The sequence below is a fragment of the Jeotgalibaca ciconiae genome (genome assembly GCF_003955755.1).
Taxonomy (GTDB): domain Bacteria; phylum Bacillota; class Bacilli; order Lactobacillales; family Aerococcaceae; genus Jeotgalibaca; species Jeotgalibaca ciconiae.
The window spans coordinates 976,791-990,839 of record NZ_CP034465.1 but is presented as its reverse complement, the minus strand read 5'-3'; the positions used below and the strand labels follow the sequence as shown (position 1 = coordinate 990,839).

Here is a 14,049-nt window from a genome sequence, read left to right as displayed (position 1 = left end):
TTCTCGTTTATAGGAAGCCTTGGATTTTTTTTTGAAGATTTTTTATAAAAAATTTGCCTATCTTTCTTTTCATATGAGTACTATTTCATTCACTTAACAATGATTTTATCCCCACTAGAGGAAATTAATCGTTAATATTGTCTAGTGAGGCTTTGTTCTCGTTGTCACTGGATGAAAATAACAGGCAGATGAGGTCAGCTTACTTAACTGAGGAATGCCAGTTTAGACGATAATCTGTCGGTGAACAGCCCATAAACTTGTGAAAGATACGATTGAAGTATGCTTGATCTTCAAAGCCAACGGATAGCGCAATCTCTTGAATTGTTTCTTGAGCTTGAAGCACTTTTTCTAAGGATGTTTCAATTTTGATTCGTTGGGTGTATTGAGAAAAATTCTCCTCGACTTCTTCTTTAAATTGTCTCGATAGCGTAGTTTTGTTTCTGCCAAATTCTTCTGCTACTTCTTGAAGTGATATGGGACGGTCAATATTATAATGGATATGCTCAATTACTTTTCGAATGATTGGCGAATAATTTTTATAACCGTACGTTCTATATAAGAGTGCATATTCATGCATCATCCATTCGGCTAGGATATTTAGCCGCTCTTGTCTCATCTCGGATTGAATTCTCATGGAGCATTTATTCCACACTTGATGAATATTATAAGCACTGATTGGCGTAGAGAATAGTGTCATACGGCATTCTGCATTAAGGTCATGAAGCATTTGCTTGTAGGAATACAGGGTAGCTTTCTGGACAGATTGAGATTCTGACAGATACTGCGGCAGAATCGCAAAAACAGTTTTAAAATCTCCAAGTTGTAATGCACGAAAAAAAATTTGATGTGTCTGTAGAAGTTTGTCGTGATACTTGTTTGCAAACTGCTGCTCATAATCTATACAATTTTGCAAATCCAATGGTTTAAGAGGTTCAAAATTATGGAAAATGATATTGTCATTTTTAAAATCTGGTATTTCTTGATTAAGGATAACAGAAAGAACACGCAACATTCTCTGTTGTGAGATAATTGATAAACTGTTGAAATAAGACGAAAGCCACTTATTTTGTTTATCAGAAATGCCTCCTTCACGCATCATTCTAGATAAGTTGGATTGAGAAAAATCCTCTTCCAAAAAAGGACCGATATGAAGAATTTTTGAAGTATCTGGTTCAGCTATGCGCAGAAATATATTAATATAACCGAGCGCGCTTTTTAGATAGAAAATGCGATTGGAAGGAATTGTCAAGAGCTCATTTTCCAGCGTCTCAATGGAGGGGTAAGGACTCTGGAGGAGCATTGCTCGTAATTCCAAATGAAACTCTGAAAAGAAAGCAAATGGCTGCATTAATACACGTACAGGTACATCAAAAATAGTTTCTAATAGCTCAACAACGTATTCTTCACGGAATTTCATATAGTTCTCCTCTTTTATGCAAAAATAATCCAAAAAAAGCATATAAAATCTTAAATATAAATTTGATTATATCTTAAAATGTAAGCGTGGTCAAAAAGATTCACAAATATCGGATAACGAGGAGGAATAGAATGGTTGATTTAACGAAAAAACCATATTATTTAAAAGAAGAAGACATTCAATGGGTGCAGAATACTATTGAAAACATGACACTAGAGGAAAAAATTGGGCAATTATTTGTTGGAATGATTCGCGGCATGAATCAAGAACAAATTATGCAACAAATCAGTGATTTTACTGAAAAGTATCAATTAGGCGGCATTCGCTATATGAACTTGCCACCAGAAGCACTATATCAACAAAATGAACTCTTGCAATCCAAATCAAAACTACCATTATTAATCGCTGCAAATGCAGAGGCAGGCGGAAATGGTGCGGTGGGACAAGGAACACCGATTGCGACAGGAGCAGCGGTTGCTAGTGCAGACTCTGAAGAATTGGCATACCAAGTTGGAAAGATTGGCTCAAGAGAGGCTGGTGCAATCGGCTGTAACTGGAATTTTTCTCCAATTGTTGATTTGACAACGAACTGGCGTAATACGGTTGTTCAAACACGGGCATTCAATGATAATCCTGATGATGTTATCCGGTATTCACGCTCCTTCTTAAAAGGAACGGAAGAAGAGGGACTGATAACTTGTATCAAGCATTTCCCTGGAGATGGTACAGAAGAAAACGACCAACATTTAATGATGGGAGTAAACAACTTAAGTAAAGAAGAATGGATGGATACGTTCGGAAAAGTATATCAGACACTTATCGATGATGGTGTCATGACGATCATGGCAGGGCATATTGCACTACCTTCTTGGCAACGGGAATTAACCGATAGGCCAGTAGCCGACAAAGACATTAAGCCAGCAACCTTGAGCAAAGAAATCATTTCTGATCTATTGAAAGAACAACTAAACTTCAATGGTTTAGTAGTAACAGATGCTTCTCACATGGTTGGTTTGACAGCTTCTGCTCCAAGAAGCGAGTTAGTACCAGGCGCGATTGCGGCAGGCTGTGATATGTTCTTGTTCTTGGATAATCCAGAGGACGATCTTAGCTACATGATGGATGGATACAAAAATGGTGTAATTACGGATGAGCGTTTAGAAGATGCATTAAGTCGCATACTTGGCTTGAAAGCTGCAAAACAGTTGCATAAAAAACAAGCAGAAGGAACATTGATGCCGCCAAAGGAAGCCCTGAGCGTAGTAGGGTGCGAAGAGCATAAAGAGATTGCTCGTAAAGCAGCCGAAGAATATATTACCTTAGTAAAAGACACACAAGAAATGCTACCGCTATCTCCAGAGAAACATCGTCGTATTCAACTAGTTTTTGTTGAAGGGGATGGGATGATTGTAGCCGGAAAAGCAATGGGAACAGATTCTGAAAAAACAAAAAAAGCGTTGATTAGTGGCCTGGAAAAAGAAGGCTTTGAAGTAGAAGAGTTGATTGCTACAGACATAATGACAGCCCAAAAACTAAGTGCACGAGAAATGCGTGAGAAGTTTGATGCAGTATTAGTAGTACTGGATGTTGTCAGCTTTGTCATGTTCAACTCTGTGCGTATCAAATGGCCAACGCCATTACAACAACCATGGTACGTGAAAGAAATACCGACAGCGTTCATCAGCTTAAATCTTCCAAATCACTTGATCGATTTGACGATGAGTCGTACCTACATCAATGCACACATGGATCATGAGGAAGCAGTTGAAGTATTAATACAAAAATTAATTGGCAAGAGTGAATTCAAAGGACGTTCAAATGAGAATGTTTGGTGTAATCGTTGGGATACGAAACTATAGGCGAGGAGGAAAAAAGAATGGCTCAAGTAAAACAAACAACTGCGTCTGCAGAGACGGAAATTCGTCCTTTCGGAATACGGGACAAAGTGGGTTATATGTTAGGAAATGTCGGAAATGATTTTACCTTTCAATTAGCCACTACTTATTTGATGATCTTTTTAACAAATGTGTACGGTATTAGTCCTGCTTTTGTAGGAACCTTATTCTTAGTTGCTCGTATGGTGGATGCTTTTACAGATGTAGGAATGGGAATTATTATTGACCAAAGTAAGCCAACAAAAGACGGACGTTTTATTCCCTGGGTAAAACGGATGGCAATTCCCGTAACCGTTGCAAGTATGCTAATGTATAATATCTTTATTACAGACTGGTCTTTGTCAGCTAAAATGATTTATGCAACCATTACCTATCTTATTTGGGGAAGTTTTACCTATACGGCAGTTAATATCCCGTATGGTTCTATGGCCTCCGTTATCTCAACAAAGTCAGAAGATCGGGCATCCTTATCTAGCTTTCGAAATCTAGGTTCTTTATTTGCCGGATTGTTTGTTGGTGTAATCGTTCCATTATTTGTCTACACGACCGATGCTTCTGGAAATCAAGTCGTTAATGCAACGAACTTTTTCTTTATAGCCTTAGTTTTCAGCGGAATTTCTTTACTATGCTATTTCCTTTTTACCAAATTAGCCAAAGAACGAGTGAGTTTGCCAGTACAAGAACGTGAAAAGTTAAATATTGCAGAAGATTTACGAGATTTATTAAAAGACCGTGCTTTTATCGCTGTCGTTTTAAATGCATTGTTAGCACTTGTAGCTCAGTGGTCCGCTTCATCATTAAATCAATACCTCTTTTTAGAATATTTCAACAATACTGCGATTTTGCCATTGTTAAATATGATTAATCTAGTTGGAATGGCGCTTATTATTCCTTTTGTCGGTAAGATTACAAAGCGTTTCGGAAAGAAAGAAGGAGGCTATGTAGGACTCTATATCGCTTCTGCTATTTATTCACTACTTTTCTTTATTCGTCCAACTAATCCCTGGATTTTTATCTTATGTGTATTGATTAGCAGTATATCAACGAGTTACTATATGATGGTTTCTTATGCATACGTTACCGATGTCATTGATAATTTCCAATTGAATACAGGGAAAAGAAAAGATGGAACCATCTATTCTATATACTCCTTTACTCGTAAACTGGGACAAGCATTAGCAGGAGGAATTGGTGGATGGGCATTAGCTTGGATTGGCTATAATCAGACTTTAGCTGTTCAAACACCTGAAGTGAAAACAAGTATCTTTTTAGTATCAGTGGCAATTCCAGCTATCTGCTATTTATTAGGCGCATTTACTTTACACTTCATATTCCCGTTGAACAAAGAAAAAATCGCAGAAAATGAAAAAATTATGCGAACACTAGAAGACTAATTTATAAGGAAAGAGCGCTTATTATGTTGTGTGGAATTACACAGTGATGAGCGCTTTTTTATATAAAGCATAGTACAAGCTGGAAAAATCCTTTACTCGTATTATTTTTTAAAAGATAAGAAATGAAGAGATTGATTCACGAGTTTTTTATTTACGAATGAGTATAGGTCTCTGTATACTAAAGGTAAGAAAAGATTGGAGGAGCCTATTATGGAAACTTTTGAAGATTTTTTAGCAACGATTGACGAGCCTGAAAAACGCCAACGTTTAGAAGAAATATTTGCATGGGTGGAGAAAGAATTCCCTACATCCAAGTGAATTTGCAGCATCGCTGAATAAGATTGGAGTAAACTATAAAATCGCCTACTCTGTTTCATTGGCACTGCGTTATATTCCGGACATTCAGCGAGATTTCCACAGTATTTCGCAGTCGCAACAGGCAAGAGGAGTTGATATTTCTCGAAATGAAAAACTTAGCAAAAGAATTAAAAATATTTCAGCTATCATTTTCCCATTGATTTTATCTAGCTTGGATCGAATCGAAGTCATCAGTAATGCAATGGAGTTACGTGGTTTTGGTAAAAATAAAAAACGCAGCTGGTATAGTGAAAAAAAAGCTACGAAAAAAGATATCATTACAATTGTTGTAGCAGTCATTATTTTTCTAGTGAGTCTATGGGTCACTTACCAGAACGGTGGACGTTTTTATAATCCTTTTTTATAAATGGCCGTTCCTAAATTTTCAAATAAATCGAGTTGATAAGAATCGAAAAGGAAAAAGTTTCTCTGCAGTATTTTGCAGAGGAACTTTTTATTTTGATTGTCCGTAAAAAGGTTTAGGTGCTTTTGCGCTAAAACGTACAAGCTCACCGCTTGTCGGGTGTATAAATGCAATGCTGGAAGCATGCAAACCTAATCGCTTCAGTGGATTGCTTGTCGCACCGTATTTTTTGTCACCGGCAACGGGGTGACCCAAAGATTCCATGTGGGCACGGATTTGGTTTTTTCGCCCGGTTTCCAGTTCAACTTCTAGCAAGGAATACTGTTTATTACCTTGAATCTTTTTGTAATGAGTCACCGCATGTTTTCCGCCATTATCATAAGTACTTGAGTGTACTTTCATTGATTTACTATTTTCAGTCAACCAAGAAGAAATCGTGCCTTCCTCGTCAGTTTCACCTTCCACTAGAGCGGTATAAGTACGTTCTTTTACAATGTCGTGCCAATTCTCCTGCAGAGCATTTTTTGCTGCTTCTGTTTTTGCATAAAGCATGACACCAGAAGTATCACGGTCCAATCGATGGACAACAAAAACACGATTGGCTTTACTTTCATCTTTTACATAGGCAGTCAATTGTCGGTAAGCTGTCGGTTCTGATGGATCTTTGCCTGCTACTGAAAGAATTCCACTGTCTTTTCGGATGACAATCAAATCACTGTCTTCGTGAAGAATCGCAATCCCATTTAGAACTGTTTTTTGAATGGCTACTTTATTACTTAGGATTCCTACTACTTGGCCAGGATTTAATGGATGGTTGTGTTGGGTAATCTTCTTGCCGTCAACGGTTACCTGTCCCCGCGTTAAGATGGATTTCACTGAATTTCGACTGTTCGCTTTTAACGTTTCTAATAAAAAAGGCAGTAATTCTGTAGTTTCTTTGATTGTGTGCTCGGTGACTCCTTTGGGTACTGGCATATGATTTCGGTTTTTATTTTTTGGATTTCGTTGTTGTTTTTTTATCGTACTCACTCCTTAAAAGCTTATTGTTTGTAGTATAGCAGAAAATGAATGGGATATTTGGTATAATCAACAAGAATACAAATAGGAAATGAGGTGCAAAATGAATAACAATGATCGATTAGCAAGGTTGCGCTATGCCTTGGATATAAAAAATGCAGATATGGTTGAAGTGTTTCGACTAGGCGGCGCTACTGTAACAACTTCGGACGTAAAAGCCATGTTGCAAAAAGTAGATAAAGAAGATACAGATGCTTTTCAAGAAAACGAATATGAAATGACTTGTGATAATGAAACTTTTGAACGCTTTTTAAATGGATTAATCACATCGCAGAGAGGCCCGCAAAAGCCAAAACCAGGGCAAACATTGTCAGAACCTAAGATGGAATTGAACAATGGAAATGTAAATAACTTATTACTGAAAAAAGTAAAAATTGCGTTATCTCTAACCAGTGATGATATCTTGGATATTTTGGATGAAGCCGGCGTTTCGATTTCAAATAGTGAATTAAGCGCAGTCCTTAGAAAAGAAGGGCATCGTAATTATAAACCATGCGGTGACCGTTATGCTAGAAATTTCCTAAAAGGCTTAGCATTTCGTTATCGACCATAAAAGAAATATGAGGAGAATAGAAGATGGAAACAACAATGAATTGTCCCGAGTGCCAATCGGAATATACCTATCAGGATGGAGCTTTATGGATGTGTCCTGAATGTGCGCACGAGTGGGTGCCAGGAGCGGAAGCAACAATTAACGACGGAGTTTTGGATGCGAATGGTAATATTTTAGTTGACGGGGATTCAGTGGTTGTCATTAAAGACTTAAAAGTAAAAGGAAGCAAACAAGCGATTAAACAAGGAACCAAAGTGAAAAGTATTCGCTTGGTTGAAGATTCCGGTGACGGCCATAATATTGATTGTAAAATAGATGGCTTCGGTGCGATGAAGTTAAAATCTGAATTTGTGAAGAAAAACTAAAAGGAAGAGTGCGATTGTATTTAACCGTTGAAGAAACTGCAGAATATTTAGAATTGCCTGTTAGTGAAATCCATCGTCTAATCCGGGAAAAACAAGTGCGGTTTGTACGTGTGGAGGATGAGATTCTCCTTTATAAAGAACAATTCAACCTTTTCATAAACGAACGTCAAAAACAAAAATTCGCTCTTGAAGAATATTTGAATACACCTGTTCCTGAAGATATTGATATAAAAGATGAGGATTAAACAAAAGAAACTCTCAACCGCTGTTAAAAACAAACGATTGAGAGTTTTCTATATTAAAAAGTTATTTTTACAAATCATCATAAGTTAATAGTTGGATATTATTTTCTGCGAGCCAATATTTCATTTTCGGACTGATCGACATTTCAACTTCCAGTGTACGAGGAATGGTCAGGCTAGAATTTTTTAGAATAAAATCATCTAAGTACCCAGGATGTAAAACCATCATTGATACTGCATCTTCAGAAGAATATTTAACCATTTTTTGTAAACTTAGAAAAGGATCATATCCAGGATCGGTACTTTCCATCCACATAGTTACTTTAGTATGGTTGATGAACAAAGGTTCTCCTTCTGCTGGGAAACCAGAATACTTTAAATTGTACTTTTTAGCAATCAGTTGCAATCCTTTCTGGAAATTCACGCTCGTAATCGCATGTCCTTCAAAATATTGGGGCTGTTGACCAGTTAATGCAACAAATTTATGATATTGAGCTTCAATCTCAAGCAATACTTCATCAAGAACAACAAAATCCGTTTCTGCTTGACGGTATTCTTTAGAAGATTTAAAAAAACCAGCAGGGGTTGTAATACTTGGTATAAGTTTTGGGTTTGTTAAAGGTCTTCCCATACAGATATTTGTATGGCATCCGTAACATACTTCTACATCTTTTAATAAATCTAGACCGTGTTGGGTTGCTGGCATATTGACCATTACTCCAACATTGTTGACAATGCCCTCTATGACTGTCTTCGCCATTCCATAATTAACTGCTTCTGAATAACCTAAATCATCTGCTCTAATTAAAATCTCCAATTAATTCACCTTCTCTGCTTCTTCAAAACCAATAAAGTAAGTTACCACACCAGCTACGACAATGGCGATCAAACCACTAATTATGCCATTAATAAGATTAGCGGTAGAACCACCGAAATATGCAGTGAGAGCCAAAAAATTAGCCACTGGTACAAGTGCATATGCGGTCACACCTGTAATAGCGGCATAAATACCGCCTGCAAGGCCGCCTACCATGAGACCGATAAATGGTTTTTTGTATTTGACAGCAAGGCCATAAAGTCCTGGTTCTGTCACTCCACCAATAAATCCAGCAATGACATAACTCCAAGCTAAACTGCGTTCTTCTTTCCCTTTAAGACGTAAGGCAGCTCCCAAACACATTCCTGTAACAGCCATAGAGGCAGAAACAGCTCCTAAAGTAACAAAATTATCAAACCCAGTCGAAGAAAATATCATAATCATCGTAGTAATCATCAATAGATGCATACCCGTCATAACCAAAAATTGCCACAGTGCGCCAATCAAACCAATCGCTATTATCGTACCTAGTCCGCCTAGATTTCCTAATGACAAGATGCCTTGCGAAATATAATTCCCAACAAAATTACCAGCTGGTCCAAGAACGATTAAAGAAATAGGAACCATGATCGCAATGGTTAACGTTGGTGCAAAAATGGTTTTCAAAGTATTTGGCAAATGTTTTTTGAAAAATTTTTCAATGTAGGACATAATCCACACAGATAGAATAATCGGGATGACTGTACTTGAATAGACTTGAGCTTGTACGGGAATTCCATAGACACTAAAATCAATACCTTCCGTTGCAATTTGAACAAATGTAGGATGAATCATGATCCCACCTAAAAACATTGCAATGACAGTTGTAACTTGGAATTTTTGGGCAGCTGTATAGGCAATATAAATAGGGAAGAAATAAAAACCTGCATCACCGATGAAAGTAAGAAGTGTGTATAAATCAGTTTCTGCCGCTAAAATATTAAACATTCCTGGTCCAAGTAATGCCACAACCATTTTAAACATAGAAGTTGCAACTAACAATGGGATCAAAGGAGTTAAACAACCTGCCAGAGCATTAAGAATATTATTACCAATTTTTTTAAGTGTCAGTTTTTCTTTTATTTGGTCACTCGGATCAATAATGAAATCCGATGAATTGAAATTGCCCATTTTATTTAATTGTTCGTAAACACGGTCGACTGTTTGTCCAATAATTACTTGTAATTGCCCACCTGAAAGAACAACTCCTAATACCCCGGGAACTGTATTTAATTTTTCGATATTTGGCAAGCTATTATCCTTTACGTTAAAACGGAGTCTTGTCATACAATGCGTGACGTAAGAAACATTTTCTTTCCCGCCAATGTTATCTAGTATTTCATTCGCTAGATTTTGATATTTATTATCTTGGTTCATAATGTCCATTCTCCTTATTGAGTATTTTTAATGACTCGATTGATATGAATCATCAAGTATAATAGTTCGTCGTCAGTACTATTTTTTCCGACTGATTGCTGGATGAGTTTAGCAATTTCTGCCGCGCAATGATAAACTTTTGGCATATTCTCTTTCATAGTTTGAAAGAGCATCTCGTTGCTATCCATAAACTGCTCTTCTTCTTGTAGACGAATAATATAGTAACGCAGATGCATTACAAGGCGATTATAATTAAATTCATTTCGGTTCAATTCCATTTGGAAAGTGTCCTCAATTTTCTGAGAAATGACTTCAATCAAATCTTCTGTACTCTGTTCGGTTGAGCTGACTTCATTTTCCATTTGACCATTAACAAAGTGCATAGCAATGTTTGTAATTTCAGAATCAGGTAAGGTAATGTGTAACCGTTTTTGAATTAGCTTGACGACAAATTTGCCTAATTCAGTTTCTTGAGGATAGAAATGCTCTACATCATAAGAGAAGACTAATTTCATATTTTTCAATTTTTGAACGCGGGTGATGGCAAAGTGAATATGATCTGCTAAACTAAATACCATGTTCGGATTCAGGAAATTTTTTAATTGCTGTTGAGCTATTCTGACTGCTTCTATGCTGATATCTAAAATTTCTGAAGGAATTTCAGACAGTAATTTATAATAATGAAAATCAATTTGATAAAAGGTCATTGAAATTTTACTTAAATCCGTCAATTCATAAGGTATTTTTGGAAAACCGATTCCTTTTCCAAAAGCTACCAGTTCATTTTCATTTGCATCAAGGCAGATAGCGACATTATTGTTAATCTTTTTTATAACTTTCATAATAAAGTGATGATTAGCTCTTAATCATATCCTCCTTTCCGATTTTTTTGCTCAAAAAAACTCTTTTTGAGCGCACGAAGCCAAAGAACTAGTCAAACGTTCAATGGTAATGCCTCCAAAAAGAGTAACAATCCAAATTTTATTAAGTTATACTAAGAATATATCACAGAAAGAAACCGATTTCAACTTTTTTATAAAATATCTATAAATCATTATAGTAGGGAAATCACATCTGAATTTTACATATTTCCTCTTCAGTTACGAGCTTTGTACGTAAAACAACCTACAAAAGATAGAGCAGAACACTAGACGCAAGATAAACTTTAATTTTTAATAAAAGAACAGTCCTCTACGAAACGAAAAACGTAGAGGACTTTTTCATAGACTAGGGGATTATAAGTTCAGCCATCAATGTCTAGCTCCCAAGTCCTGACCTAGTGAAAAAAAGATAAATTTGCCCCATTGCGCGCTTCGTTGCTCGCTAACGCATATCATTCGACTAACCCGCTGAAGCGTGAAGTCTCCTGACAATTCAGGGTCAAATTTCCTATTTTTTCATAGGCCAAGGCGGACTTGTCCGCTTTTCTTATAGTTGTTACAATAGCAGCTGTTTCAGTTCAGTAATTTCGTCATCACTGAAATCAATATGGTGGAAATAGTTTTCTATCGTTTTATATTCTTTGATGAATTCCTTGTGAAAAATCTCCATTGTCTCAGGAAAGGAAACATAGATATTCAAATTTTTACTGGGATCTAAGATACGACTATCTTGCTTGATATAGGTATAAGATACTTGATAGTCTGCTACAATCTCAGCTAAAAGCACGTCATGAAGGCTTAAAAGTAAATAACTGATGACTCCTGTCCGGTCTTTTCCTGCACTACAATGATAAACAAGGGGAGTGTTTTTTTGTTCAAGGAACAAATGAAAAGCTTTTGCTATTTCATCTTTTTCTTTCAAATATTCTAAGTATCGTTCACTCATGAAGTATGGATTATTCGCCGTCTTAGCTAATTCTCCGCTACGTCCAGCATCTTTTCCTCCACTTAAGTTAACATTTTCATAAATAGAAACAAAACCTTCATAAGGATTCGGTTCACGAATCAATTCTTTTGGGGCTCGCAAATCAATAATCGTGTTAATGCCAAGCTGTTCCCATTTTTGCTTGTCGTGTTTTGTTGGACCATACAGCATACTGGAGCGGAAAATTTTACCTTCTTTTAAAATCTCGCCTTTTTTTGTGTTATATCCCCCTAAGTCTCGGAAATTTGCAATTTCTTCAAAATAAAAATGTCTTCCCATTCTCTCACTCATTTCTTCCTAATTTTAAAATCATCATAGCACAGACTTTACGTATTTTTAGCATAAGTAAGAAAGCTTAACCTGAATTTTACATTGAATTTATACCCACCGCCTATAATAGAAATTGTCCTGATGAAAGGAGTTATATTAAAAAACTATGGTTAATTTTTATCTCTCCACACCTCTAATGTGGAATCACCCAATCGAAGAAATTTTCCAGACCGCTCAAAAGTATGAAATGGGTTTGGAAATATTCCATCAACAAATGGAATATCAAAGAGTTTCGATAGAAGAATTACAGGAACTTATTTATAAATACAGAAGGGAAGTTTTTGTTCACGCATTTAGCTGGGACTTGAATTTATGCTCCTTGCAACGTCCTGTTCGTGATACTGCCTTGGAACAAACGAAGAAATCGATCAATTTTGCCCACACTTTAGGTGCTAAGGATGTTACGATTCATCCTGGAAGAATGTCAATTCCTTTAGAAGAAAGTAATTATGACAACTTTATGTATGATTCCATGAAACAATTAATGGAATATGCGGATAGGTTGGAACAGTCAATTTCTTTTGAAATTATGGAGCCGGTCGGTAAGGAATTTGTCACGGATCGCCGCATAATGAAACGAATTGCGGATGATTTATGGGAGAAGATGTACCTTACTTTGGACCTTGCTCACTGTCAAAATGAAGAAATGATTATCGACCATCTAGAGCAACTTCCTCGTATTCGAAAGTTGCATATAAGCAATCATATTAAAGGAAAGTATCACACGCCAATTGGAGTAGGTGACTTAGATTTTCAGGTATTAAAACCATACTTAACAGCAAGCGGCTTGCCAATTGTAATAGAAGGAATGGATCAAAGTAAAGAACTGGAATTATTTCTTGAAAATTTGAATTATTTAGAGGAGGAAAATTGGAAATGAAATGGAATAAATGGCTTTTAATGGGAATATCTGCTGCGACTTTAGCAGCATGTGGAACAACAAGTGCAGAGGAAGGAGCAGGGGAAACAACTTCTTCAGCGCCTGAATTGAGCGAAGAAAGTTCAACTGTCTCTTCAACAATTGACGCGGAGGGAAGCTTTACACTCTATACATCCCAACCAGAACAAGATATTGCGCAACTTATAGAATCATTTAATAAAGCATATCCGAATATTACGGTAGATGTTTTCCGTTCGGGTACGGAAGAAGTTCTCTCTAAAGTAATGGCGGAAAAAGAAACAGGCGACATTTTGGCGGATGCACTGCTTGTATCAGATAGCTTCACATTTGAAGGTTTAGCGGAAGAGGATTTGTTACAACCTTATGAATCTTCCGAACTAGATGCAATTCCAGCAGAATATATTGACGAAGAAAAGCTCTATACAGGAACAAAATTGATTGTGACAGGGATTGCCGTGAATACAGACCTTGCAGATCCTAGTGGAATTACTGGATTTCAAAGTATGACAGATTCTGCTTATGCAGATCAAATTATGATACCGAGCCCCTTGTATTCTGGAGCAGCATCTTTGAACCTTTCTATCCTTACCCAACAAGATTCATTGGGATGGAAATGGTATGAAAGTATGAAAGAAAATGCTTTATTTGTAGGGCAAGGAAATGGAACTGTACGGGATGCCTTATTAAATGGGCAGGAAGGTGTAGGGATGATTGTGGACTACATGGCTAATCGTGCTCGTTTGGACGGTGCTCCTATTGAATTCATCTATCCAGAAGAAGGCTCTTTATATGTAACGGAACCAATCGGTATTATTAAAGATGCAGAAAATGCTGAGATGGCCCAATACTTTGTGGACTATATTCTTTCTGAAGATGGACAAGCGGCTACATCAGAGATGGGTTATACACCTGTTCGCGAAGGGGTACCAGCTCCGGAAGGATTAAAAGGAGTAGATGAAATAACTCCAATGGAATTCGATGCGGGTAAAGTAATGGAAACACGTGATGCTGATAAAGAACAATTTGCTGAAATTTTTGGTCAAGAGTAAGCCCGT

Annotated in this window: 14 protein-coding genes; 8 read left to right on the top strand and 6 right to left on the bottom strand. The window is 36.8% G+C overall.

Features of this window, described 5'->3' with window-relative positions; translation table 11 throughout:
- Positions 1–199: 199 nt before the first annotated feature.
- Positions 200–1,417: a helix-turn-helix transcriptional regulator gene (locus EJN90_RS04565; RefSeq protein WP_164544004.1), complete on the bottom strand. Its 1,218-nt coding sequence runs from the start codon at positions 1,415–1,417 to the stop codon at positions 200–202.
- Between the two features lie 131 nt (positions 1,418–1,548).
- On the opposite strand from EJN90_RS04565, the gene EJN90_RS04560 reads away from it, so the two are divergent.
- The 3 genes from EJN90_RS04560 to EJN90_RS04550 all read left to right on the top strand — a co-directional run bounded on the left by EJN90_RS04560 (position 1,549) and on the right by EJN90_RS04550 (position 5,430).
- Positions 1,549–3,276 carry a glycoside hydrolase family 3 protein gene (locus tag EJN90_RS04560; protein WP_126109077.1) on the top strand — a complete coding sequence of 576 codons (1,728 nt, stop codon included), beginning with the start codon at positions 1,549–1,551 and terminating at the stop codon, positions 3,274–3,276.
- Positions 3,277–3,293: 17 nt separating this feature from the next.
- Positions 3,294–4,706 (top strand): MFS transporter, encoded by a 1,413-nt coding sequence (locus EJN90_RS04555; protein WP_126109076.1) that lies wholly within the window; start codon positions 3,294–3,296, stop codon positions 4,704–4,706.
- A 280-nt stretch (positions 4,707–4,986) separates the two neighbouring features.
- On the top strand, positions 4,987–5,430 hold the full coding sequence (locus EJN90_RS04550) for an energy-coupling factor transporter transmembrane component T family protein (RefSeq protein ID WP_126109075.1): 444 nt from the start codon (positions 4,987–4,989) through the stop codon (positions 5,428–5,430).
- A gap of 87 nt (positions 5,431–5,517) precedes the next feature.
- Here the strand turns inward: EJN90_RS04550 and EJN90_RS04545 are convergent, their stop codons facing one another.
- Positions 5,518–6,456, bottom strand: coding sequence for an RluA family pseudouridine synthase (locus tag EJN90_RS04545; RefSeq protein ID WP_227872582.1), 939 nt, complete (start codon positions 6,454–6,456; stop codon positions 5,518–5,520).
- Positions 6,457–6,547: 91 nt separating this feature from the next.
- Between EJN90_RS04545 and EJN90_RS04540 the strand changes: the two genes are divergently transcribed.
- From EJN90_RS04540 to EJN90_RS04530, 3 genes are read left to right on the top strand one after another with little or no spacing between them, the layout of a single operon-like run.
- Positions 6,548–7,057 (top strand): YehS family protein, encoded by a 510-nt coding sequence (locus tag EJN90_RS04540; protein WP_126109074.1) that lies wholly within the window; start codon positions 6,548–6,550, stop codon positions 7,055–7,057.
- Between the two features lie 23 nt (positions 7,058–7,080).
- Positions 7,081–7,422 (top strand): zinc ribbon domain-containing protein YjdM, encoded by a 342-nt coding sequence (locus tag EJN90_RS04535; RefSeq protein WP_126109073.1) that lies wholly within the window; start codon positions 7,081–7,083, stop codon positions 7,420–7,422.
- Positions 7,423–7,436: 14 nt separating this feature from the next.
- Positions 7,437–7,667, top strand: coding sequence for an excisionase family DNA-binding protein (locus EJN90_RS04530; protein WP_126109072.1), 231 nt, complete (start codon positions 7,437–7,439; stop codon positions 7,665–7,667).
- A gap of 67 nt (positions 7,668–7,734) precedes the next feature.
- Here the strand turns inward: EJN90_RS04530 and EJN90_RS04525 are convergent, their stop codons facing one another.
- The 4 genes from EJN90_RS04525 to EJN90_RS04510 all read right to left on the bottom strand — a co-directional run bounded on the left by EJN90_RS04525 (position 7,735) and on the right by EJN90_RS04510 (position 12,042).
- On the bottom strand, positions 7,735–8,481 hold the full coding sequence (locus tag EJN90_RS04525) for a ChbG/HpnK family deacetylase (protein WP_126109071.1): 747 nt from the start codon (positions 8,479–8,481) through the stop codon (positions 7,735–7,737).
- The gene (locus EJN90_RS04520) at positions 8,482–9,900 is read right to left on the bottom strand and encodes a PTS transporter subunit EIIC (protein ID WP_126112280.1); all 1,419 of its coding nucleotides are present in this window, start codon (positions 9,898–9,900) and stop codon (positions 8,482–8,484) included.
- 11 nt (positions 9,901–9,911) lie between these two features.
- Positions 9,912–10,739, bottom strand: coding sequence for a PRD domain-containing protein (locus tag EJN90_RS04515; protein WP_126109070.1), 828 nt, complete (start codon positions 10,737–10,739; stop codon positions 9,912–9,914).
- A gap of 595 nt (positions 10,740–11,334) precedes the next feature.
- On the bottom strand, positions 11,335–12,042 hold the full coding sequence (locus tag EJN90_RS04510) for a tyrosine-protein phosphatase (protein ID WP_227872580.1): 708 nt from the start codon (positions 12,040–12,042) through the stop codon (positions 11,335–11,337).
- A 157-nt stretch (positions 12,043–12,199) separates the two neighbouring features.
- Between EJN90_RS04510 and EJN90_RS04505 the strand changes: the two genes are divergently transcribed.
- Positions 12,200–12,973, top strand: coding sequence for a sugar phosphate isomerase/epimerase family protein (locus EJN90_RS04505; RefSeq protein ID WP_126109068.1), 774 nt, complete (start codon positions 12,200–12,202; stop codon positions 12,971–12,973).
- Entirely contained in the window at positions 12,970–14,043 is a 1,074-nt protein-coding gene (locus EJN90_RS04500) for an ABC transporter substrate-binding protein (protein ID WP_126109067.1), read from the top strand. The genes EJN90_RS04505 and EJN90_RS04500 overlap by 4 nt, the downstream gene beginning before the upstream one ends.
- Positions 14,044–14,049: the final 6 nt, after the last annotated feature.

Coding starts and splice junctions, on each gene's coding strand:
- EJN90_RS04565 (WP_164544004.1), bottom strand. CDS start 1,417: ATGAAATTCCGTGAAGAATACGTTGTTGAGCTATTAGAAACTATTTTT.
- EJN90_RS04560 (WP_126109077.1), top strand. CDS start 1,549: ATGGTTGATTTAACGAAAAAACCATATTATTTAAAAGAAGAAGACATT.
- EJN90_RS04555 (WP_126109076.1), top strand. CDS start 3,294: ATGGCTCAAGTAAAACAAACAACTGCGTCTGCAGAGACGGAAATTCGT.
- EJN90_RS04540 (WP_126109074.1), top strand. CDS start 6,548: ATGAATAACAATGATCGATTAGCAAGGTTGCGCTATGCCTTGGATATA.
- EJN90_RS04535 (WP_126109073.1), top strand. CDS start 7,081: ATGGAAACAACAATGAATTGTCCCGAGTGCCAATCGGAATATACCTAT.
- EJN90_RS04515 (WP_126109070.1), bottom strand. CDS start 10,739: ATGAAAGTTATAAAAAAGATTAACAATAATGTCGCTATCTGCCTTGAT.
- EJN90_RS04510 (WP_227872580.1), bottom strand. CDS start 12,042: ATGGGAAGACATTTTTATTTTGAAGAAATTGCAAATTTCCGAGACTTA.
- EJN90_RS04505 (WP_126109068.1), top strand. CDS start 12,200: ATGGTTAATTTTTATCTCTCCACACCTCTAATGTGGAATCACCCAATC.
- EJN90_RS04500 (WP_126109067.1), top strand. CDS start 12,970: ATGAAATGGAATAAATGGCTTTTAATGGGAATATCTGCTGCGACTTTA.